This is a genomic window from Campylobacter sp. CFSAN093224 (assembly GCF_012897395.1).
GTDB classification, from domain to species: Bacteria; Campylobacterota; Campylobacteria; order Campylobacterales; family Campylobacteraceae; genus Campylobacter_D; species Campylobacter_D jejuni.
Genome location: NZ_CP040607.1, coordinates 1,124,061 through 1,145,941 on the forward strand (window position 1 = coordinate 1,124,061; position 21,881 = coordinate 1,145,941).

The following is a 21,881-nucleotide window of genomic DNA, read 5'->3' on the forward strand; positions in this document are numbered from 1 at the left end:
CTAACAAAAATTTATTTAGCTTCTTGAAGAGAAAAGATTAGCTCATTATAAGTTTTATCTGCATCTTTGCAGAAATTTTTAAGCATCTCAACACCCTTATTTAAGCCTTGTTGCTGTTCTGCTCTTAAAAGATCGCTATAAAGACTTTCTATTGTAGAAATAGCGCTTTTATTTGGCATACGACGAACGGAATAATAGCCTATGATATTATTATTAACATCTATTGATGGGGTTACATTTGCAAAAACCCAATAGTAATTGTTATCTTTGGTTTTATTTTTTACGTAAGCAAAAATTTCTTTGCCTTCTTTCATATAATCCCATAAATATTTAAAAACAGTTTTTGGCATCTCTTCATGTCTTACTATGTTATGAGGTTTATTTAAAACTTCACCCATGGTATAACCTGCATACTTTAAAAAATCATCATTTGCATAAACTATTTTACCTTTTAAATCTGTTTTAGAAGTAATTAAACTATCTTCTTGTAAAAAAATTTCTCTTGACATTTTCCCACCCTCTTAATTTATATTTTTAATTTTGCTAAGATTTCAGCACTTCTTTGCTCTAGTGATTTAATATCATTTACAATCGCATCATAAGCTTTTTGATCGATATAATCTTGACTTGATTCTTCTATTGCTTTTTTAGCGTTATCTTTTATAAATTCTTTAGCTAATTTTAACTCAGTTTCAGAACTAAGCTCATTAATAACACCTTGAGCTCTCTCATCTTGACAAAGATTAGAAATTGGATCTACACTTTCAAGATTGAAATTTTGAGCCCCATTTAAATTTAAATATATATTTGATTTATAAAGAATATGATCGATTTTAACCACAGACAAAATCAATCTCTTTGCAAAGGATCCAAAATTAACACCAAGAGCACTACTATTTTCTTCTAGACGTTTAAAAGCTTGAGAAAATTTATTAATTCTTTCTTCAGATTCACTAACAATGTTAAAAACTTGCTCACTGCCACTTTGGATATTTACAAAATCTTGTTGCATAGTCTGAATTGCAATAGAAATTTCGCTTGTAGATCTTTGAGTTCTTTCTGCTAACTTTCTAACTTCATCAGCCACAACCGCAAAGCCCCTACCATGCTCTCCTGCACGCGCAGCTTCAATAGCAGCATTTAAAGCTAGAAGATTGGTTTGATCGGCTATATCACGTATTACTTCAACCACTGAAGTGATATTTTGTGAATTAGCCACAAAAGTTTGTACTGTCTCCTTGCTCGAATTTACAACATCCATTAAAGAACCCATAGCACTTTGTAAAGAATCCACTTCTGAGCCATTTTCTGTAGCTGTATGAGAAATGGCGCATCCACTGTATCATATACATTTTTCATCATGCTAATATCTTGATTTAATGAGCTAGAAATTTGAGACATGTCTTTATTTTGATTTCCAAGGCTTAAATCCATTAAAGTTCTTGATAAAGCATTTTTAAAAGTAGATCTTGCTGTCACTTCTATGTTTGCTAAAGCTTTATTTATAAATTCGATATTATGAGCAAAAATTCCTTTTAAACCTTCAGGCAAAGCCTTGCGATAAAATTCACCTTTTTGAGAACAAGAAATAGAAGTATTAATTTCCCTTAAGTAAGCTTCTAGCCCATCAATAGTATTGTTAAGATTATCTGCTATTTCGGCTAATTTTTTGCTTTTTGTTTTTACATAGATAATTCTATTGTCAAAATTTCCTTCTTTTAACTCTCTACAAAGAACCAAAAGTTTATCTATCATTATTTGCTCATCTTTGTGTTGTCTAAGCAAATAAATCATTAAAACAGCGATTAAAACAAAAATTATCGCTCCAACAAAAATATGAATAAAAATGACACCTAAAACACCGATAACACTTAGAAAAATAGTTGATAATAATCCATTTTTCACCATAAATTTACCCCTTTTATTGAAAATTTTTTGAAATCATAAATCAAAACAATACTTTAATAATATATTACTTTAATTTTTAGGCGAAAATTATACAATAAAAAAGATTAAATATATCTTATTTAGTTATTTTCTTGTAAGTTAAAAATAAGTTCATTATAAGTCATTTTATAAGAACTTACAATATCCATTAAAGCTGAAACTCCAGCATTAATGCCTGATTTTTGCTCTTTTTCAAGTAAAATTTTATAAACTTCTTCAATTATAGAAAGAGATTTTCTATTGGGTGCACGACGAACAGAATAATAATTGACGATATCTCCATTAGCATCAAATGAAGCACTTACATTTGCAAAAACCCAGTAAAAATTACCATCTTTGGATTTATTTTTCACAAATGCAAAAATTTCATCTCCTTTTTGAATATAATCCCAAAGACATTTAAATACAGTGCGTGGCATATCTTCATGTCTTACTATATTATGAGATTTATATAAAAGCTCATCGACTTTATAACCTGCGTATTTTAAAAAGTCATTATTGGCATAAATGATATTCCCCTTAAGATCTGTTTTAGAAGTAATTAAAGCATTTTCAGACAAAACTATTTCTTTCATAATTTAAAACATCCCAATAAAACAAATAAATCAAAAATAGAATTATTACCAATAATAAATAACAAAAAGCAAACTGAATTACAAAATTATAAAATTTTCAAAAATATTTTAAATTTTATAATGCAAATAATGAGAAATTTTGTAACGTTTATATAAAAAATTATCATATCATATAAAAGAAAGTATTTCTAGATTTGTTTTTTTGTTAAAATTTACGATACACATTGTTAAAATTATATTTTACAAAGATCAAAAGGAGTGAATAAACTTGGAAACTTTAAGTCAAACTTTAGCTGAAAGAAAACCGCCTTTATATAAACGTATTATCAAAAGTCTTGGATTTTGGGTGATTATAGGCATTATTACAGGTATTGTACTTGGCTATACAGATAAAGAATTAGCCATTGCTAGCAAACCAGGAGTTGATTATTTTATAGGTGCTTTAAAGGTTCTTATAGGCCCTATTATTTTTGTTACTTTGGTTTTGGGCATCATTAGTCTTGAAAGTTTAAAAAAAGTAGGTAGCATTGGTGCTAAAGCGGTTATTTACTTTGAAGTTGTAAGTACTTTAGCACTTGCTATAGGTATTTTTATGGCAAATGTTATGCAACCAGGCCATGGAATGAATCTTGATCCAAGTCAACTTGATACAAAAAGCGTTCAAAAATACATTTCTCAAACCACAGAAGTAAGTGCGAGCTCTGAGATTATGCATATTTTAAAAGATGCTATGCCTACTGATATTATCACACCTTTTACAGAAGGAAAAACCATACAAGTTTTAGTTATTGCTATAATTACTGCTTTGATTATTTCTTTAATGAGAATAGAAGACAAACAGGCAATTCAAAGAGTTTTTGAAGTGGTACAAAATTTTGTTTTTAAAATTCTACAAATCATTATGTATTTTAGTCCTATTGCCGCCTTTTCAGCAATGGCTGTACTCATAGCTCAATACGGAATTGGCTCTTTGATCAACTTAGCATATTTACTTTTAGTAATGCTGATTTCATGTCTTGTTTTTATATTTGGAATCTTAGGTCTGATTTGTTATTTTGCAAAAGTAAATATCTTCAAATTTATGAGATTTATCTCAAGAGAAGTATTGATCGTTTTTGCAACCAGTTCAAGCGAGTCTGCACTTGCTCCTTTAATGAGAAAACTAGAAAAAGCAGGACTTTCTAAAGCAACAGTCGGACTTGTTTTACCAACGGGATATAGTTTTAATCTTGATTGTACAAATATTTATCTAGCTATGAGCTTAATCTTTCTAGCACAAGCTTTCAATGTAAATTTAAGTTTAGCACACGAAATCAGTATTTTAATAGTATTAATGATAGCCTCAAAAGGTGCAGTAGGTGTAACTGGATCAGGTTTTATAGTGCTTGGAAGTACGCTTGCGGCTCTAGGAAATATGGAAATTTCAGAAGCAAATGCAACCTTAGCACAAGTTCTACCAGTAACTGCTATAGGTATTCTTTTAGGTGTTGACAAATTTATGTCTGAAATGAGGGCGGTTGGAAATCTTTGTGGAAATTCAGTAGCAGCCTTAATCGTTGCCATCTGGGATAAACAAATTGATTGGGAAAAATTCCGCTATGCTATGGATAATCCAGAAAAATTCCATAATGCTGGAATGAACTAATGAGTTCTTTGGAGGAAATCATATCGATTAACCTCCTCTAAAGTATTATCTTTTTTTCTAAATTGCTTTAAAAAACTTTCATTGAAATTAAAACTAAATCCAACTTGAACAACAGTATCATCAACAGTCTCTCTTGCACTATAATCACGACGCAATAAATTTAAACTAAATACACTATAAGGAGAGTAAGATACTTGATAATTAGTTTTATCATTATCCTTACTTATATCAAAAGCAAAAGCGGTATAAGTTGGAATTACAAAACTCATTCCAAGCTGTAAATTTTTTTCTGCTTCATTGGGTATATAATAATTACTATAAGCCTTTATAAATTTACTATAACCAAACTCTGTACCAAAGCTTTTAGTATCTTTTTGTTCCTTTTGTTTATCAATAAAACCATTAACTCCAAATAAAAAATCATCTTTTTCATAACGATTGATTAAACCCCCTGAGTAATTATAATTATTTTGAGCCACAAAAAGTTCTTTTTGAAAAAGCAAAGAATTATTCTCCCCCTCATAAAGAGAACTTAAATTTTTAACCTGCGCGTTTTCATTTTGAAAATCTAAATTCCCATCTGTTTTATCTATACCATTATTATTTTCTAAAGTTTTTGAAAGTAAGCTATCAAAAGTGCTTTTAAAATCCACATTCTCTTCTTGAATTTTTGGAGCTTCTTTGGTATTTTTATAATCAAAGTGCTCCCAAGAATTTTGATTATTATTTTTTGCTAAAGCCTCTGTAAGTTCATCGCCATTGAGTAAAGAAAACAATGCTATTATATAAAAAATACCCCTCATTATTCTTATATTCCTTATTATTTCTTGTTTAAGTATTTATTATAAAAAAATAATATAAATAAAAATTCCACAAAGACTAAAAAATAAAATTAGCAAATTTAAAGTAAATAAGTGTATAATTAAAATAAAAAAGGGTTATTAATGCAAAAAGACAACCTCATAGCTTTTGTTATTTTTATTATCAGTACTATCGCATTTGTTATTTGGGGATTTGGTTATATTTCGCAACATCAATTGATTCTTTTTATTCTTGCTTCTATATTTGGCATTTTTATGGCATTTAATATAGGTGGAAATGATGTAGCCAATTCTTTTGGAACAAGCGTTGGCGCAAAAACAGTAACCATTAAACAAGCTTTAATTATAGCAGCTGTTTTTGAGCTAAGCGGGGCAATCTTCGCAGGCGCAGAAGTTACTAAGACCATACGCAGCGGTATTGTTATTTTTCCAAATTCTTTAGATCCTATGCTTTTTGTTATCATTATGCTTGCTGCACTTTTAAGCTCTGGGGTTTGGATTTTTATTGCAACCAAGAAAGGCTTACCTGTATCAACCACACACAGTATAGTTGGTGGGATTGTAGGTGCTAGCATTATGATGGGGCTTTTAAAATTTGATGGGATCCAAACACTCTCTATGGTTAAATGGAGTGAAATTTTAAGAATAGCTATTTCTTGGGTAGCTTCGCCTCTTTTAGGGGGTATTGTAGCTTATATTATTTATTCATATATTGATAAGAAAATTTTAAAACCATCAGAAAAACTAAATGATGATTTGAAAAATATCAAAAAAGAAAGAAAAAAATTCAAAGAAGAATATTTTTTAAATTTAAAAACAAAATCCCAAGAAGAACAAATCAAAGAACTTTCCGCTATAGCTTTGGATGAAGAAGAACAAGAAAATAATTTCTATAGAAATAAAATGAAGGAATTTAAGGATCAAGAAAAAGATATAGATATTTACTCTATTTTAAAAACTCATATGCCAATCATTGCTTGTATTGCTGCTGCTATCATTTCGGCAATGTTTTTATTTAAAGGTTTAAATAATGTTAGCACTTTGGATATTTTACAAAACTTTTGGATTATCGGAATTATAGGAACTATAAGTTATGTTGTAACATTTGCTATAGTCAAAATCGTTAAAAAAACAGAACTTAATAAAACTACTGATAGAATTTTCTCATGGTTTCAAATATTTACAGCCTCTAGTTTTGCATTTTCACACGGAGCCAATGATATAGCCAATGCTATAGGTCCTTTTGCAGCGATTTTAGATGTCTTAAAAAACGGCACAATTAACGCGACTTCTCCTGTACCTTTTGCTGCTTTAGCTATGTTTGGAGTTGCTCTAGTTGTAGGGCTTTGGTTTTTAGGTAAAGAAGTGATTACTACAGTGGGTTCAAAACTTGCAACCATACGCCCTACTACTGGATTTTCTGCAGAACTTGGTGCAAGCATAGTTATACTCTTAGCTACACAATTTGGAATTCCTGTTAGCTCCACCCATATACTCATAGGTGCTATCTTGGGTATAGGAGTGTATAATAAAAACGCAAATTGGATTATGATGAAACCTATAGGATTGGCTTGGATTATCACTTTACCAGCCGCTGGTATTATGGCAGCACTTGTATTTTTAGGATTTAAACTATCTTTAGGAATTTAAGTAAAGCTTATTTTTCTAAAATATTTTTTCCTTTAATTATATGCATTTTAATCTTTCCAAAAAGTTTATCCTCAGAATAAAGAGAACTTTTTGGAGCAAAAATTTCTTCATTCTCATCAAAAAGAACTAGATTAGCTTCTTTGCCAACTTCTATAACTCCACTATTTAAACCTAAAAATTCACTAGGATTTTTACTTGTAAATCGACAAAGCTCTTGCCAATTTAAAAATCCTTCTTTGATTAAAAAAGTATAACAAAGACTTATAAATTCGCATACGCTATGAATTCCAAAAGCCGCTTCATCAAAAGCTAAATCTTTTAAAGAAATTGATTTTGCACTATGCAGGGAAGTTAAAAAGCTAATCTTTCCTTCTTTTAAAGCCTCTCTTAAAGCCAAAACATCTTCTTTGCTTCTTAAAGGTGGCATAAGTTTCGCAGCCGTATTAAAATCTTCACAAGCACTATCATCTTTGATAAGATGATGAATGCTTACAAGTTTTAAATCCTTTTCATCTAATAATACTAAAGAATCTTTCAAACTTAAAAGATCAAAAATAACTTTATTTTTATAAAATTTAGCCAATTCTTTCATTTTAGCTATCTGGCTAGTTTCAGCGATTTTACTCATGCCTATAAGCCCTAGCTCAAAACTCATTTCACAATCATTCATCACTCCATTATCATCAAAATCCTTATCATAACAACGCACAAAAATTGGAGAGTCTTTCATAAAAGCATATTGTGAACTTACTTTTAAAGTATTTGCATCTAAAGAGCTGTCAAGTTCTAGAGCACAAGCACCTTTATTTAAAAGAGTGGCTAAATTTTTAAGCTTGCCGTTTGCATCCTTAACCCGCACACTTGAAAAAATTTGCATCTTTCTTTGAGCTAAATTTTGTAAAAATAAAGCAAAACTTTCTTCATCAAAATCCATGCAATCACGCAAAACTATACTAGAAATTCCTCCTTTTAGACACTCATTTTCTAAAAGCTCTAAATTAGCTAAAGAAAATTTATCGTTTTTTAAACTCACACACAAATCCACAAAAGATGGAAGTAAAGTCATACCTTTAGCATCTAAAATTTCTTCGCCTTGTAAATTAGAACCAATATTGGTAATTTTTCCTTCTTTAATCTCTATATCTTGTAAAGAATCTCCATAAATTTTTGCATTTTTAATTATCATGATTTTTCCTTAATCATTTTGCTTTAATAAACTCTGCGTTGCTTCTTGCACGCTTTTACCCTTAAAAATTGCCACTACTTCATTTACAATAGGTGTATAAATTCCTTTCATTTTTGCTAGTTTTTCTATAGCATAAGCAGTTTTTACACCTTCTGCTACTTCATTAAGTTCGACTAAAATACTATCTAATTTTTGATTTTGCGCCAGTTTTAAACCTACTCTATAATTTCTTGATAAAACACTCGTTGCAGTTAAAAACAAATCCCCTGCCCCACTTAACCCTAAAAAAGTTTCTTCTTTAGCACCAAAAAATTTACCAAAACGATGCATTTCTATAAGCCCTCTTGAAATCAGTGCCGCTCTTGCATTATTGCCAAGTTTTAACCCATCACTAATCCCACTTGCAATTGCTAAAACATTCTTATAAGCACCACAAATTTCAGCACCACGAACATCATTATCAATATAAGTTTTAATAAAATCAGGGAAAAAACTTGCAAATTTTTTACAAAGCTCTTGATTTATCCCGCTAATCATCAAAGCAGTAGGAAGTTTTTGCATTACTTCAGCAGCAAAAGAAGGACCGCTTAAAACACAAAAATTTTCTTTTGGTACAAAATCTAAAAAAATTTCATCTAAAAATTGACAACTTTGATCTTCTATGCCTTTTGAAGCAATTAAAATTTTTTGTCCCTTGTTGATGAAATTTTCTTTAAGCCAAGCACGCATCCCTTGAGAACTTAAAGCAAAAACAAGATATTCACATTCTAAAGCTTCTTTTATGCTAACAAAATCTTCTAAATCACGCTGATGCAAAGAACTGATAAAACAATTGTGATTTTCTTTTAAGGCTAGATGTAAAGCACTGCCCCATTTTCCCGCACCAATAACCGCTATACGCATCAACCAAGCTTTGTTTTTAAAATTTCATTTACTTTTGCAGGATTAAAAGCTCCTTTGCCTTCTTTCATTGTTTGACCCACAAAAAATCCAAAAAGCTTGTCTTTACCACTTTTATACTCTGCAACCTTATCGGCATTTGCATTTAAAATTTGTTCAATCACCGCTTCTATGGCTGAATCATCACTTACTTGCTTAAGTCCTAGCTTTTCTATAGCTTCATCAATTTCCACGCTAGTATTTTCAAATACAAAAGCTAAGACATCTTTAGCCGCTTTTGCACTGATGGTGCCATCTTCTATGCGTTTAATTAAAACTCCAAGCTTTTGAGCATCTACGGGAGAATTTTCTATAGTCAATTCTCCTTTTAAAAGTCCCATAAGTTCAGTATTTAACCAATTTACGCAAAGCTTAGAATTTAAATTTTGAGAAATAAGACTTTCAAAAAAACGACTCATTTCTAAAGAACTGATTAAAACCTCGGCATCACTTTCTTTTATACCAAGCTCGTCTATAAAGCGTGCTTTCTTCTCATCAGGAAGTTCAGGAATTTTAATATCCAAAAACTCATCTTTTAACAAAACAGGAAGCAAGTCAGGGTCTGGAAAATAACGATATTCAGCCGCTTCTTCTTTGCCACGCATACTTCTTGTAACTAAATTTGTTGTATCAAAAAGTCTGGTTTCTTGAACTACTTCTTGTTCGTAAGTTCCATCTTCCCAAGCCTCACTTTGTCTTTTTACCTCATATTCTATGGCTTTTTGGATAAAACGAAAAGAATTAAGATTTTTAATCTCTACTCTAGTATAAAGTTTTGTATCGCCCTTAGGCCTTATACTAACATTTGCATCGCATCTAAAACTTCCTTCTTGCATATTTGCATCTGAAATATCTAAAAAGCGTATAATAGAATGAAGTTTTTTAAGATAAGCCACCGCCTCATCGCTACTTCTAAGCTCAGGCTCACTGACAATCTCAAGCAAAGGAGTTCCTGCACGATTTAAATCCACTTTAGAAAAATTATTTTCATGGATATTTTTACCTGCATCTTCTTCTAAGTGTGCTCTTGTAATACCTATGCGTTTATTTTCACCCTTTACATTGATAAAAAGCTCACCTTTTTCTACTATAGGGATATCAAATTGTGAAATTTGATAGGCTTTAGGTAAATCTGGATAAAAATAATTCTTACGATTAAAAACACTTTTTTTATTAATTGTTGCATTGACAGCTTTTCCAAAAGCTATAGCTTTTTTTACAGCCTCTTCATTTAAAACAGGCAAAGCTCCTGGTAAGGCCAAACAAGTGGGACAAACATTGGTATTTGGAGCTTCTCCAAAAGAAGTTGCACATGAGCAAAAGATTTTTGTTTTTGTATTTAACTGAGTATGAACTTCAAGACCTATAACTACTTCAAACATAAAATTTCCTTGAATTTTTAAATGTTTTATTTTATCTTTTTTTCTTTTAGAAAGGCTTTAAATATTAACTTTAAATGCTATAATTCTTAGACAATTTATATTTAAGGAGTTAAAATGCCATTATTAGACAGCTTTAAAGTTGACCATACTAAAATGCCAGCTCCTGCTGTGCGTTTAGCTAAAGTTATGAAAACACCTAAGGGTGATGATATTAGCGTGTTTGATTTGCGTTTTTGTATACCAAATAAAGACATTATGAGCGAAAAAGGTACACATACCTTAGAACATTTATTTGCAGGATTTATGAGAGATCATCTTAATTCAAATTCAGTTGAAATTATTGATATTTCACCTATGGGTTGTCGCACGGGTTTTTATATGAGTTTAATTGGAACACCAGATGAAAAAAGTGTTGCAAAAGCTTGGAAAGCAGCTATGAAAGATGTTTTAAGCGTAAGCGATCAAAGCAAAATTCCTGAACTTAATATCTATCAATGCGGAACTTGCGCAATGCATTCTTTAGATGAAGCCAAACAAATTGCCCAAAAGGTTTTAAATCTAGGTATTAGCATAATGAATAACAAAGAATTAAAACTCGAGAATGCTTAAAAAGAATCTTTATTTTTTAGACGATTAAGCTTTAATTAATATATTTTTATATATGATTTTGAAATTTTATTATTTTAAAAGGAGAAAAAATGAAACTGATGTGCGAGATGTGTAGTATCTAGTGCGTCCTTTGGCTTAACATTATGTTTCCAAAGGTCCAAAAAGTGGATAAGGAGATATAATGTGTAAGAAAGTCAAAAAAGTTTATTTTTTCAAAATACTCATTTAAAATCTTAACTTACAAAAATTTCTCTAAATAAAATTTAATTCAAAATATCTTCTTATCCTTAATTTTAATTTAAGGAGCAAAAATGAACTTACCTATACTTGATTTACAAGCTTATGAAAAAGATAAAAGCACTTTTCTTAAAAATTTAAGAGAAATTGCTTCTAAAATAGGTTTTTTTTATCTTATCAATACCAGTATAGATAAAAATTTAAACGAGAAATTATTCAAACTTGGCAAAGAATTTTTTAATCTTTCTAGAAGTTCTAAAGAGCTTATTTCTATGGTACATTCTCCTCAATTTAGAGGTTATACTAGCGAAGGTTTTGAATACACAGCAGGAACTAAGGATTATAGAGAACAACTGGATATAGGCACAGAAAGAGATGCTTTAAACTGGAATTTAAACTCACCCTTATGGCAAAGACTAGAAGGTCCTAATCTTTGGCCTAGTGAAATTCCAGAACTTAAAAAAACTTTCTTAACTTGGCACAAACAAACCAAAAAAGCTTGTTTAAAGCTTTTAAAAGCCTTTGCTCAAGCTCTTGATCTACCTAGCAATGCTTTTGATAAACTTTATGGAGAAAATTCTTACGAACATTGTAAAATCATACATTATCCAAAAAGCTCAAAAAATATCACTCAAGGCGTAGGTTCACATAAAGATGGTGGGCTTATCACTTTTGTTTTTCAAGAAAAACAAAGTGGACTTGAAGCTTTTATAGATGGTAAATGGCTTAGTATACCCCCACTTGAAAATAGCGTTGTAGTTAATATAGGAGAATTTTTAGAACTAGCTACCAATGGCTATTTAAAAGCTACTATTCACCGCGTGAATTTAAGCCCAAAAGAACGCTTTAGCATAGCTTATTTTCTTGGAGTGCAACTTGATAAAGACATACCCATTTTTAAATTAAACCCAGAGCTTGCTAAAGAAAGTAAAGGTGTGGATACTGATCCTAAAAATCCACTTTTAAGAAATGTTGCAAGTAATTATTTTAAAAGAATGATACGCTCTCATCCTGATGTGGCAAGTATTTATCATAGTGACTTGATAGAAAAATTTAGTTTTGCGTAAAGGAGAAAAAATGACTTTATTTACTAAAGCTTTTTGCGTCGCTACTCTTTTTACCGGTTTTGCATGGGCAAATGAAGAACTTAAAGTTGGCTCTTCTATAACACCTCATGCAGATATTTTAAGATTTATAAAATCAGTACTTCAAAAACAAGGTTATGATTTAAAAATTTATGAATTCAATGATGGGGTAATCCCTAATGTAATGGTTGAAAATGGTGAGTTAGATGCTAATTATTTTCAGCATGAACCCTATTTAAAAGAATTCAATCAAAGGCAAGGCACCCATCTTGTAAAAGTTGCCAGTATCCATATAGAACCTATGGCGGTGTATTCTAAAAAACATAAAAAATTTAACCCCGAGGAAGGACAAAGCATTTCTATACCCAATAATCCTACAAATGAAAGCCGTGCTTTACGCATTGTAGCAAGCAAAGGACTTATAGAAGTTAAGGATAATGAGCTCATCACTCCTTTAGATATCACTAAAAATCCTAAGAAGCTTAAATTTGTAGAGTTAAAAGACGCTCAACTTACAAGGAGTTTAAATGATGTAGATTATTCTCTTATTAATAGCAATTTTGCTATTTTAGCAGGTTTAAACCCTGTAAAAGATGGGCTTTATACAGAAAGTAAATATAGTGAATATGGCAATATCATCGCTGTTAAAGAAGGTAATGAAAACCTTCCTAAAATCAAAGCCCTAGTAAAGGCCTTGCAAAGCGATGAAGTTAAAAAATTTATAGAAGAAAAATATCAGGGTGCTTTAATCCCTACATTTTAAGGAGAATAAATATGAAAAATTCAATCATTTCTTACCCAAGAATAGGTGCAAATAGAGAATTAAAATTTGCTATTGAAAAATACTTTAAAAACCAAAGTTCTAAAGAGGAGCTTTTAAAAAGTGCTAAGGATTTAAGGATTAGACACTGGCAAGAAATTCAAAAAGCTGGCATTGATTTTATCCCTAGTAATGATTTTTCACTTTATGATAATGTCTTAGATACAGCTGTGCTTTTTAACATTGTTCATACAAAGTATAAAAATTTAAATTTAGATGCTTTAGATGAATACTTTGCTCAAAGTCGAGGTTATCAAGGAGAAAATGGAGATGTTACAGCCTTAGCAATGAAAAAATGGTTCAATACAAATTATCATTATTTGGTGCCTGAGTGCGATAATGCTGATATTATAGCTTTAACAGGGGATAAAATTTTTAAAGAATACCTTGAAGCTAAAGAGCTTGGCATAGAAAGCAAGCCTGTTTTAATAGGCATTTTCACACTTTTTAAACTCATTGCCTTTAAAGATGAAAAAACTCAAAAACTCGCTAAAGAAAAGCTTTTAAACGCTTACATAGAGCTTTTTGATAAACTAAATGAACTTAAAGTGACATGGCTTGAACTTGATGAGCCTTATTTGGTTTATGATTTAAGCAAGGAAGATATCGCTTTGTTTGAAGAATTTTACCAAGAGCTTTTAAATCACAAAAAAGATCTTAAAATTTTACTTCAAAGCTATTTTGGAGACTTAAGAGATATTTATCCTAAACTTTTAGAAAGCAAATTTGATGCTTTGGGTCTTGATTTTATCGAAGGTAAACAAAGCTTAGCCTTGATTCAAAAATACGGCTTTGCTAAAGATAAAATCCTTTTTGCAGGTCTTATTAACGGCAAAAATATCTATGCTAATGATTATGCTAAAAGCCTAAAGCTTATTAAAGAACTTCAAAAATATACACAAAATATCGTCTTAAACACCTCTTGTTCGCTTTTGCATGTGCCTTATAGCACTGAATTTGAAAGCAAATTAGATTCAAGCTATCTTAAACTTTTTGCCTTTGCTAAAGAAAAACTTCAAGAACTTAAAGATTTAAAAGAAATTCTAAATTCTAGCGAAGAAAATCCGCTCTTTAGAGCCAATCAAGAGCTTTTTAAAAATATCCCAGAGCGTTTAGATGAAAAAGTCAAAGCAAGGCTTAAGGCCTTAAAAAAAGAAGATTTTACCAGAACGCCTAGTTTTAAAGAACGCGCCTTAATCCAAAAAGAATTTTTAAAACTCCCTCTTTTACCAACCACAACCATAGGTTCCTTTCCTCAAAGTGCCGATGTAAGATCTAATCGCCTTGCCTTTAAGCAAGAAAAAATTTCAGCTCAAAACTACACTGAATTTAACCAACAAAAAATCAAAGAATGCATACAAATTCAAGAAGAAATAGGACTTGATGTTTTAGTGCATGGAGAATTTGAAAGAAATGATATGGTGGAGTATTTTGGAGAGAATCTAAAGGGCTTTTTATTTACTCAAAATGGTTGGGTGCAAAGCTATGGCACAAGGTGCGTTAAACCTCCTGTGATTTGGGGTGATGTATCACGCACAAAGCCTATCACCTTAGCTTGGTCTAAATTTGCACAAAGTTTAAGTCAAAAAATCGTAAAAGGTATGCTAACTGGACCTGTAACCATACTTAATTGGTCCTTTCCAAGAGAAGACATCAGTCTAAAAGAAAGCACTGAGCAAATTGCCTTAGCTATAAGAGATGAAGTGTTAGATCTTGAAAATGCAGGTATAAAAATCATACAAATTGATGAAGCGGCTTTGCGTGAAAAACTGCCTTTAAGAAAAAGTGATTGGCATAGTGAGTATTTAGATTGGGCTATTCCTGCTTTTAATCTTGTGCATAGCGGGGTAAAAGCTAAAACTCAAATTCACACTCATATGTGTTATAGTGAATTTAGTGATATCTTAAAAGAAATTGACGCTATGGATGCTGATGTGATTTCTTTTGAAGCTTCAAGATCAAACTTAAGTCTTTTAGATACCCTAAAAGCTATTCGTTTTAAAACTGAGGTGGGACCAGGAGTTTATGATATACATAGCCCTAGAGTTCCAAGCGTAGAAGAATTAAGTTTAACTATAGAAAAAATTTTAAACAAATTACCTAAGGAGCAAATTTGGATCAATCCAGACTGCGGACTTAAAACAAGAGCCTATGAAGAAGTTATAGCCTCTCTTAAAAATTTAGTTACGGCTACGCAAAAAATACGAGAACAATTATAAGGAGTTTTCATGTGTAGTTTTTCTTTTGAAGTTTTTCCACCAAGAAAGGATGAAAATATCAAAAATCTTCATACTATCTTAGATGATTTAGGGCAATTAAGCCCTAATTTTATCAGCGTAACCTTTGGAGCTGGAGGCTCTATTAACTCACAAAATACTTTAGAAGTTGCAAGCTTAATCCAGAAAGAATATCAAATTCCTAGCATAGTACATTTACCTTGCATCCATTCTAGTAAAGAAAAAATCACTCAGATACTTCAAAAATGCAAAGAAAAAAATCTTAATCAAATTCTTGCCCTAAGAGGCGATATATGTGAAAATTTAAAAAAAAGCAAAGATTTTTCTTATGCTAGTGATTTAATTTCTTTTATAAAAAAACAAGAATACTTTGAAATTTATGCCGCATGCTATCCCGAAAAACATAATGAATCTAAAAATTTCATCGAGGATATACACCATCTTAAAACTAAGGTAAATGCAGGAACAGATAAGCTCATTACTCAACTTTTTTACGATAATGAAGATTTTTATACTTTTAAACAAAATTGTGCTTTAGCAGATATTGACATACCTATTTACGCAGGTATTATGCCTATTACTAACAAAAGACAGGTTTTAAAAATTTCTCAACTTTGCGGAGCTAAAATCCCTCCTAAATTTGTTAAAATTTTAGAAAAATATGAAAATAATACTTTGGCTTTAGAAGATGCAGGTATCGCGTATGCTTGCGATCAAATTGTCGATTTAATCACAAGTGGTGTAGATGGAATTCATCTTTATACTATGAATAAATCCAAAGCGGCTATTAAAATTTATGAAGCTGTAAAGCATTTGCTTAAAGAAGAGCTTCATGCTTAGAAAATAAACTATTTTTTGCTTTTATCTTAACTTATTTTCATTTTTTAGCTTATGGTTTTCTATAAGTAAAACAAAAATTAAAGATAAAAGCAAACCTGGTATAATACCCAAGCAAAGATAGAAAAAAGAATTATATTTAAAAAAGAAGAAAAGTGCACCAAAAAGCATTAAAGCTAAAGATGCACCTTTGAAAAATTCTAAAATATAGATCAATGACCTTCCTCAACAACAGTTGCACCCGCTAAATATACATAAGTTAAAATCATAAAAATAAAAGCTTGTAAAAATGCCATAAAAGTTAAAAGCACATAAGCAGGAAGTGGAGCTATATAAGGAACTAAAGCTAAAATTACCATTAAAAATAAATCGTCGCCTTTAATATTTCCAAACAAACGGAAGGACAAAGAAACCACACGAGAAAGATGAGAGACTATCTCTATAGGAAACATCAAAGGAGCTAAAAGTTTAATAGGTCCCATGAAATGAGCAAAATACTTTACAAAACCTTGTGCCCTAATACCCTCAAAATGATAATATACAAAAACTATAATAGCCAAGGACAAAGTCAAATTTAAACTTGCAGTTGGAGCGTGAAAACCAGGTATTATACCTATAATATTACTAAAAAACACTATAATCCCCAAAGTTGCAACCAAAGGAAGATATTTTCTTGCACCTTTTTCACTTCCCATGGTATCTCTACCCATAGATAAAACTCCCTCTAAAAAAGCCTCACCTAAATTTTGCATACCGCGTGGAACAAGTTGCATAGAACGAGTAGCCATCATAGCCACTATAACAGCAATTAAAGCTACCAAACCTATGTGAAAAAAATAAGAAAAAGTATGACTTGCATCAAGCAAAGAGCTAAATAAAAATAAATCTTTCATGGTTTCCTCAAAAATTTTATTCTAAACTCGAAATTTTAGCAAAATCTTACTTATATTTTAATGAAAATTTACATCCATTCTAAAACTTGCGAAAGTTCTTTAGCAACAAAACACTTAAGCCCTATATCTTCCAAAGGCTTAGAAGGAACAATGGCATTTTTAAATTTTTGCATTTTAGCTTCTTTTAAACGCGTATCAAGGCTAAAAACCTCTCTAATTTCTCCATTTAAACTAAGCTCCCCTATAAAAATACTATCTTTGCTCAAAGGGCGATTTTTAAAACTTGAAATAATAGCTGCAACCACAGCCAAATCCGCCGCAGTTTCGCTTACTTTTACTCCGCCACTAATATTTACAAATACATCATAATGCCCCAAAGGAATTTCAAGCTTTCTTTCAAGCAAAGCCAAAAGCATATCTAAGCGATTTTTTTCATAGCCCGTAGCGCTGCGTTTTGGATAAGAACTTTCACACACCAAAGCTTGAACTTCTAAAACCAAAGCACGAGATCCCTCCATTACAACACCTAAAGCACTTCCTGAAATAGCCTTTCCACGAGTAAAAAAACGATTTGCCAAATCTTTTGCACTGATCAAACCCTTAGCAGTCATCTCAAAAATACCTACTTCATTCGTTCCACCAAAACGATTTTTAAAGCCTCTTAAAAGTCTGATTTCTTTAGTGGCATCTCCCTCAAAATAAAGCACCACATCTACCATATGCTCAAGAACTCTAGGTCCTGCTATAGCACCTTCTTTAGTAATGTGCCCTATGATAAAAGTACTGATATTATAAGCCTTACTCACACGCATAAGCTCAAAAGTAATCTCACGCACCTGAGTGATGCTTCCTGCTGCTGAAGTGATTTTATTTGAATATAGAGTTTGTATAGAATCAACGATAAGAATGCTATAATCTTTTTTGTGCAATTCTTCTAAAATATTTTCAAGGCAAAGTTCAGTAAGTAAAAATAAATTCGGAGTATTAGCCTCAAGACGATCAGCTCTTAATTTAATCTGGGCTTTACTTTCTTCGCCACTGACATAAAGCACTTTTTTACCCTGTTTAGCTAAATTTGAAGCAATTTTTAACAAAAGCGTAGATTTTCCCACACCTGGACTTCCGCCTATAAGCACTAAAGAACCTTCAACAAGCCCTCCGCCTAAAACCAAATCAAGCTCATTATCATCTGTGCTGTATCTTGTAAAATGCTCTAACTCCACATCTTCAATACAAACAGCCTCACTTGTTTTCATGCTAACTTGCGCAAGCTCTTTTAAAACTTTAATTTGCTCAGCTTTTAATTCTACAAAACTATCCCAAGCTCCACAATCAGGACATTTTCCAAGCCATTTGCTTTGTTGATTTCCACAAGCTTGACATTCAAAAAGTGCTTTATTTTTTGCCATTATTCAAAAATAGGATCTAATAAAGTATCTAAATAAGCACTTGCATTAAATTCTTGCAAATCCGTCATTTGCTCACCCACGCCTACATAAAAAATAGGAAGCTCAAGCTCTCTTGCTATACTAAAAAGTGCACCCCCTTTAGCTGTCCCATCAAGCTTTGTGATAATCACACCATCAAGTTTTACAAGCTCATTAAAAGCTTTAGCTTGTAAAATTCCAGCATTTCCCTGTGTTCCATCTAAAACTAAAATTTTTCTATGGGGTGCGCCTTCTAAAGCTTTGTTTGAAATTCTTACAATTTTTTCAAGCTCATGAGCTAAATTTTTTTGATTTTGCAAACGCCCTGCTGTATCGATAATAACTCTATCAAAATCCTTTGCTTTTGCTTTAGAAATGGTATCAAAAGCAACCGCTGAAGGATCATGCCCTTGTGCAGTTAAAACTATATCTACATCCACTTTTTGCGCCCAAAGTTTTAATTGCTCAATCGCACCTGCTCTAAAAGTATCACACGCTCCTAAAATCACTTTTTGATTTTGGTTTTTGTATAAATAAGCAAGCTTGGCAATACTTGTTGTTTTTCCTGCTCCATTTACTCCTAAAATAAGCTCTACAAAAGGTTTTTCTTGATTGGTTTCTTTTTTTTCATAAAGAAAATAAGAACCCATAACACGCTTTAAATCTTCTTTTTTTACTTCATTTTGAGGTGGTAAATAATAAATTATCTCTTCAACTATTTCATAACTTACATCTGCTTCAAGCAAAATTTCTTCAAGCAAATCTTTGGTTATCTTTTTATTCTCTCCTTTAACTCCAACAATATTTTCAAGAGTTTTTGCAAGTCCTTTTTTAAAAAAATTAAACATTAAAGTATAGCCTTTTGTATATCAATTTCTAGCATTTCTTCAGGAATAAGCCCTAAATACTGATTAATCAATTTAGAATGCTTGTTGTAAAGAAACATGGTAGGAATTCCATTTACCCCGCCTAAAGCTTTAGCTAAAAGATAGTTATTTTCACCATTAGCGACTTTATAAGATATTTTATGCTGTTCTATAAATTTTTGAATCTCATCATTAGATTTATCTTCTAATAAAACCCCAACTATATTAAAATCATTATTATACTTTTCTTGTAATTTATTAAGATGAGGGATTTCAGCAATGCAAGGGGTACACCAAGTGGTAAAAAATACAAACAAAGTTGCCTTATCTTCATCGTTGAAATTTAAAACGGTATTTTCTTTTTTAACTGAAATTGATCCTCCATCAATCAAATTAAGTTTAAAATTCATATCATCACTTTGATTTATACTTGCCTCGGTGCTTAAATTTACATCATTTTGCTGCTTTTCTTTATCATTGCTACAAGCAACAAACAAACAAGATATTGCCACTAGTAAAAGTATTTTTTTAATCTTCATTATTTATCAATCCTTTATTCTTCTTTATAAAAATGCTAAAATTATAACATACATAAGATAATATTTTTTTAAAGGCATATTAATGGAAAAAACAGATTTTAGGGCATTGCAAAAAATACGCCTTTTCAAACATTCAAAACTAAATTTCAAACAAGATTATAAAATATTTAAAGAATGTCTTAAAATAATAAAGCTATTTAAAGCTAAAAATATTTTAATTTTTATTCCTTTGCATTATGAACCAAACTTAATAAAATTTCGCCATATTCTAAATAAAAATTACAAACTTTTTGTTCCATTTATGCAAGATAAAAGTTTAAAAATTGTAAAATTAAGATTGCCTTTTATTAAAAAAAGGTTTGGGGTTTTAGAGCCTATAGATTCTTTTTTTAAAGCAAAAATTGATTTAGCTATTGTGCCTGTAATTGGCGTCGATAAAAATTTAAAAAGAATAGGACATGGGCAAGGTTTTTATGATAGATTTTTTGAAAATTTAAATTACAAGCCTCATATAATATTTGTCCAAAGTATAGATGCTTTAAGTCAAAATAATCTAACACAAAAGCATGATATTTCAGGAAAATTATACATAAACCCTTATAAAAAATATTACAAGAAAGAAAGAAAAAATGATAGAATCACTTATCGCACTTATAGCCGCTATAGTTGGACTCGGTATAGGATATTTAGTTGCAAAAAAAATCAATGATGCCAAATATGAAATTTTCGTAGAACAAGCCAAAGCTAAAGCCAAAGCTATAGAATACGAAGCGGAGCTTATTTTAAAAGATGCAAAAAATTCAATTCTTAATGCAGAATTAGAAGTTAAAAAAAAATACGAAGAAAAAACTCACAAAATTCAAAAAGATTTTAATCAAAAATTTGATGATCTTTCTAAAAAAGAACAAAAACTTCAGCAAGAAGAAGAAAAACTAAAAGAAGATAAAGAATACCTTTGCAAGTCACAAAAACACATTCAAAACTTACAATCTGATGTTGATAAATTAAAAAATAAATATCAAGAAAAACTTGACGATGTTTTAAAAATTTTAGAACATTCGACAGGACTTACACAAAATGAAGCCAAAGAAATCATTCTTAAAAAAGTAGAAGAAAATTCTCGCGAGCAAATTGCACATATAGTAAGAAAATATGAAGAAGAAGCAAAAAATGAAGCTAAAAGAAAAGCTAATTTCATCATTGCTCAAGCTACTTCTCGTTTTGCAGGTGAATTTGCAGCTGAAAGACTTATCAATGTTATTAACATTAAAAACGATGAACTTAAAGGACGTATCATTGGTAAAGAAGGGCGCAATGTTAAAACCTTGGAAATGGTTTTAGGTGTTGATATTATCATCGATGATACACCAGGTGCTATTATAGTAAGTTGTTTTAATCTTTATCGCCGTGCTATTGCTACAAAAGTTATAGAACTTTTAGTTGAAGATGGCAGAATTCAACCCGCGCGCATAGAAGAAATTCACGAAAAAGTGTGTAAAGAATTTGATAGTGCCATTCTAGAAGAAGGCGAAACCATAGTTATGGATCTAGGTTTAAATAAAATACACCCTGAAATTGTAAAACTCATAGGAAAACTCAAATACCGAGCAAGCTATGGACAAAACGCTTTAGCACATTCTTTGGAAGTGGCTCACCTTGCAGGAATCATTGCTGCTGAGTGTGGTGGAGATGAGAATTTAGCACGTCGTGCGGGAATTTTACATGATATAGGAAAAGCATTAACCCATGATTTTGAAGGATCTCATGTGGATTTAGGTGCAGAACTTTGCAAACGCTACAAAGAGCATCCTGTAGTAATCAATGCTATTTACGCACATCATGGACACGAAGAAGCTACAAGCATAGAATCAGCAGCTGTTTGTGCAGCAGATACTTTAAGTGCTGCACGACCTGGAGCTAGAAGAGAAGTGTTAGAAGCTTTCTTAAAAAGAGTCAGTGAGCTAGAAGATATCGCTAAAAGTAAAGAAGGAATTAAAAATGCCTATGCAATCAATGCCGGAAGAGAAATTCGCGTCATAGCCAATGCTCAGCTTGTTAATGATGATGAAAGTGTACTTTTAGCTAAGGAAATAGCAGCTGAAATTCAAGAAAAAATGCAATATCCTGGTGAAATTAAAGTCAATGTTATACGTGAACTTAGAGCTGTAGAATACGCTAAATAAGGT

At 31.1% G+C, this 21,881-nt stretch carries 20 protein-coding genes and 1 pseudogene; 9 read left to right on the forward strand and 12 right to left on the reverse strand.

Annotation, left to right across the window (positions count from 1 at the left end; translation table 11 throughout):
- Window positions 1–11 precede the first annotated feature (11 nt).
- The 3 genes and pseudogenes from cetB to cetC form a co-directional block, all read right to left on the reverse strand.
- A complete protein-coding gene (gene cetB, locus FBF11_RS05810; RefSeq protein ID WP_002777340.1) occupies window positions 12–509 on the reverse strand; it encodes a bipartate energy taxis response protein CetB in 498 nt (165 codons plus the stop codon).
- A gap of 17 nt (window positions 510–526) precedes the next feature.
- Window positions 527–1,908 (reverse strand): annotated as a pseudogene (cetA, locus tag FBF11_RS05815) (bipartate energy taxis response protein CetA).
- Window positions 1,909–2,027: 119 nt separating this feature from the next.
- Complete coding sequence (gene cetC / locus FBF11_RS05820) at window positions 2,028–2,522, reverse strand: energy taxis response protein CetC (protein WP_002859273.1); 495 nt, start codon at window positions 2,520–2,522, stop codon at window positions 2,028–2,030.
- 268 nt (window positions 2,523–2,790) lie between these two features.
- Here cetC and FBF11_RS05825 point away from each other — a divergent pair, with 268 nt between their 5' ends.
- Window positions 2,791–4,167 carry a cation:dicarboxylase symporter family transporter gene (locus tag FBF11_RS05825; RefSeq protein ID WP_002868577.1) on the forward strand — a complete coding sequence of 459 codons (1,377 nt, stop codon included), beginning with the start codon at window positions 2,791–2,793 and terminating at the stop codon, window positions 4,165–4,167.
- Here FBF11_RS05825 and FBF11_RS05830 read toward each other — a convergent pair.
- Window positions 4,164–4,970, reverse strand: coding sequence for an inverse autotransporter beta-barrel domain-containing protein (locus FBF11_RS05830; RefSeq protein WP_002868576.1), 807 nt, complete (start codon window positions 4,968–4,970; stop codon window positions 4,164–4,166). The genes FBF11_RS05825 and FBF11_RS05830 overlap by 4 nt on opposite strands.
- 141 nt (window positions 4,971–5,111) lie before the next feature.
- Here FBF11_RS05830 and FBF11_RS05835 point away from each other — a divergent pair, with 141 nt between their 5' ends.
- Window positions 5,112–6,638 (forward strand): inorganic phosphate transporter, encoded by a 1,527-nt coding sequence (locus tag FBF11_RS05835; RefSeq protein ID WP_002852729.1) that lies wholly within the window; start codon window positions 5,112–5,114, stop codon window positions 6,636–6,638.
- A gap of 7 nt (window positions 6,639–6,645) precedes the next feature.
- Here the strand turns inward: FBF11_RS05835 and FBF11_RS05840 are convergent, their stop codons facing one another.
- Genes FBF11_RS05840 through gatB form a run of 3 tightly spaced genes read right to left on the reverse strand, consistent with a single transcriptional unit; the run spans window position 6,646 to window position 10,145 of the window.
- On the reverse strand, window positions 6,646–7,824 hold the full coding sequence (locus FBF11_RS05840) for a metal-dependent hydrolase (protein WP_002858139.1): 1,179 nt from the start codon (window positions 7,822–7,824) through the stop codon (window positions 6,646–6,648).
- Between the two features lie 9 nt (window positions 7,825–7,833).
- Complete coding sequence (locus FBF11_RS05845; RefSeq protein WP_075888380.1) at window positions 7,834–8,730, reverse strand: NAD(P)H-dependent glycerol-3-phosphate dehydrogenase; 897 nt, start codon at window positions 8,728–8,730, stop codon at window positions 7,834–7,836.
- Window positions 8,727–10,145, reverse strand: a complete 1,419-nt coding sequence (gene gatB / locus FBF11_RS05850; RefSeq protein WP_002868575.1) for an Asp-tRNA(Asn)/Glu-tRNA(Gln) amidotransferase subunit GatB — start codon at window positions 10,143–10,145, stop codon at window positions 8,727–8,729. The genes FBF11_RS05845 and gatB overlap by 4 nt, the downstream gene beginning before the upstream one ends.
- A 114-nt stretch (window positions 10,146–10,259) precedes the next feature.
- On the opposite strand from gatB, the gene luxS reads away from it, so the two are divergent.
- The 5 genes from luxS to metF all read left to right on the forward strand — a co-directional run bounded on the left by luxS (window position 10,260) and on the right by metF (window position 15,973).
- Window positions 10,260–10,754, forward strand: a complete 495-nt coding sequence (luxS, locus tag FBF11_RS05855; protein WP_002859279.1) for an S-ribosylhomocysteine lyase — start codon at window positions 10,260–10,262, stop codon at window positions 10,752–10,754.
- A 311-nt stretch (window positions 10,755–11,065) separates the two neighbouring features.
- Complete coding sequence (locus tag FBF11_RS05860; protein WP_002868574.1) at window positions 11,066–12,058, forward strand: isopenicillin N synthase family oxygenase; 993 nt, start codon at window positions 11,066–11,068, stop codon at window positions 12,056–12,058.
- A 10-nt stretch (window positions 12,059–12,068) separates the two neighbouring features.
- Window positions 12,069–12,839, forward strand: a complete 771-nt coding sequence (locus FBF11_RS05865) for a MetQ/NlpA family ABC transporter substrate-binding protein (protein ID WP_002868573.1) — start codon at window positions 12,069–12,071, stop codon at window positions 12,837–12,839.
- Between the two features lie 11 nt (window positions 12,840–12,850).
- Window positions 12,851–15,115: a 5-methyltetrahydropteroyltriglutamate--homocysteine S-methyltransferase gene (metE, locus tag FBF11_RS05870; protein WP_002868572.1), complete on the forward strand. Its 2,265-nt coding sequence runs from the start codon at window positions 12,851–12,853 to the stop codon at window positions 15,113–15,115.
- A gap of 9 nt (window positions 15,116–15,124) precedes the next feature.
- Entirely contained in the window at window positions 15,125–15,973 is an 849-nt protein-coding gene (gene metF, locus FBF11_RS05875; RefSeq protein WP_057096884.1) for a methylenetetrahydrofolate reductase [NAD(P)H], read from the forward strand.
- A 21-nt stretch (window positions 15,974–15,994) separates the two neighbouring features.
- Here metF and FBF11_RS05880 read toward each other — a convergent pair whose 3' ends face one another.
- The 5 genes from FBF11_RS05880 to FBF11_RS05900 form a co-directional block, all read right to left on the reverse strand.
- The gene (locus FBF11_RS05880) at window positions 15,995–16,186 is read right to left on the reverse strand and encodes a membrane protein (protein ID WP_002852856.1); all 192 of its coding nucleotides are present in this window, start codon (window positions 16,184–16,186) and stop codon (window positions 15,995–15,997) included.
- Window positions 16,183–16,863 (reverse strand): F0F1 ATP synthase subunit A, encoded by a 681-nt coding sequence (locus FBF11_RS05885; protein ID WP_002858390.1) that lies wholly within the window; start codon window positions 16,861–16,863, stop codon window positions 16,183–16,185. The genes FBF11_RS05880 and FBF11_RS05885 overlap by 4 nt, the downstream gene beginning before the upstream one ends.
- Before the next feature lie 68 nt (window positions 16,864–16,931).
- Entirely contained in the window at window positions 16,932–18,272 is a 1,341-nt protein-coding gene (gene radA, locus FBF11_RS05890) for a DNA repair protein RadA (protein ID WP_002858434.1), read from the reverse strand.
- Window positions 18,272–19,138, reverse strand: a complete 867-nt coding sequence (gene ftsY / locus FBF11_RS05895; protein ID WP_002858085.1) for a signal recognition particle-docking protein FtsY — start codon at window positions 19,136–19,138, stop codon at window positions 18,272–18,274. Before ftsY ends, radA begins: the two co-directional genes overlap by 1 nt.
- Window positions 19,138–19,695 (reverse strand): TlpA disulfide reductase family protein, encoded by a 558-nt coding sequence (locus FBF11_RS05900; RefSeq protein ID WP_002867374.1) that lies wholly within the window; start codon window positions 19,693–19,695, stop codon window positions 19,138–19,140. Before FBF11_RS05900 ends, ftsY begins: the two co-directional genes overlap by 1 nt.
- Before the next feature lie 82 nt (window positions 19,696–19,777).
- On the opposite strand from FBF11_RS05900, the gene FBF11_RS05905 reads away from it, so the two are divergent.
- Entirely contained in the window at window positions 19,778–20,404 is a 627-nt protein-coding gene (locus FBF11_RS05905) for a 5-formyltetrahydrofolate cyclo-ligase (protein WP_057096882.1), read from the forward strand.
- A complete protein-coding gene (gene rny / locus FBF11_RS05910; RefSeq protein WP_002867373.1) occupies window positions 20,325–21,878 on the forward strand; it encodes a ribonuclease Y in 1,554 nt (517 codons plus the stop codon). The genes FBF11_RS05905 and rny overlap by 80 nt, the downstream gene beginning before the upstream one ends.
- Window positions 21,879–21,881: the final 3 nt, after the last annotated feature.

Bases quoted from the DNA above. Each gene is read 5' to 3' on its own strand.
- cetB (WP_002777340.1), bottom strand. From the start codon at position 509: ATGTCAAGAGAAATTTTTTTACAAGAAGATAGTTTAATTACTTCTAAA.
- cetC (WP_002859273.1), bottom strand. From the start codon at position 2,522: ATGAAAGAAATAGTTTTGTCTGAAAATGCTTTAATTACTTCTAAAACA.
- FBF11_RS05830 (WP_002868576.1), bottom strand. From the start codon at position 4,970: ATGAGGGGTATTTTTTATATAATAGCATTGTTTTCTTTACTCAATGGC.
- FBF11_RS05835 (WP_002852729.1), top strand. From the start codon at position 5,112: ATGCAAAAAGACAACCTCATAGCTTTTGTTATTTTTATTATCAGTACT.
- FBF11_RS05840 (WP_002858139.1), bottom strand. From the start codon at position 7,824: ATGATAATTAAAAATGCAAAAATTTATGGAGATTCTTTACAAGATATA.
- gatB (WP_002868575.1), bottom strand. From the start codon at position 10,145: ATGTTTGAAGTAGTTATAGGTCTTGAAGTTCATACTCAGTTAAATACA.
- luxS (WP_002859279.1), top strand. From the start codon at position 10,260: ATGCCATTATTAGACAGCTTTAAAGTTGACCATACTAAAATGCCAGCT.
- FBF11_RS05860 (WP_002868574.1), top strand. From the start codon at position 11,066: ATGAACTTACCTATACTTGATTTACAAGCTTATGAAAAAGATAAAAGC.
- FBF11_RS05865 (WP_002868573.1), top strand. From the start codon at position 12,069: ATGACTTTATTTACTAAAGCTTTTTGCGTCGCTACTCTTTTTACCGGT.
- metE (WP_002868572.1), top strand. From the start codon at position 12,851: ATGAAAAATTCAATCATTTCTTACCCAAGAATAGGTGCAAATAGAGAA.
- metF (WP_057096884.1), top strand. From the start codon at position 15,125: ATGTGTAGTTTTTCTTTTGAAGTTTTTCCACCAAGAAAGGATGAAAAT.
- FBF11_RS05885 (WP_002858390.1), bottom strand. From the start codon at position 16,863: ATGAAAGATTTATTTTTATTTAGCTCTTTGCTTGATGCAAGTCATACT.
- radA (WP_002858434.1), bottom strand. From the start codon at position 18,272: ATGGCAAAAAATAAAGCACTTTTTGAATGTCAAGCTTGTGGAAATCAA.
- ftsY (WP_002858085.1), bottom strand. From the start codon at position 19,138: ATGTTTAATTTTTTTAAAAAAGGACTTGCAAAAACTCTTGAAAATATT.
- FBF11_RS05900 (WP_002867374.1), bottom strand. From the start codon at position 19,695: ATGAAGATTAAAAAAATACTTTTACTAGTGGCAATATCTTGTTTGTTT.
- FBF11_RS05905 (WP_057096882.1), top strand. From the start codon at position 19,778: ATGGAAAAAACAGATTTTAGGGCATTGCAAAAAATACGCCTTTTCAAA.
- rny (WP_002867373.1), top strand. From the start codon at position 20,325: ATGATAGAATCACTTATCGCACTTATAGCCGCTATAGTTGGACTCGGT.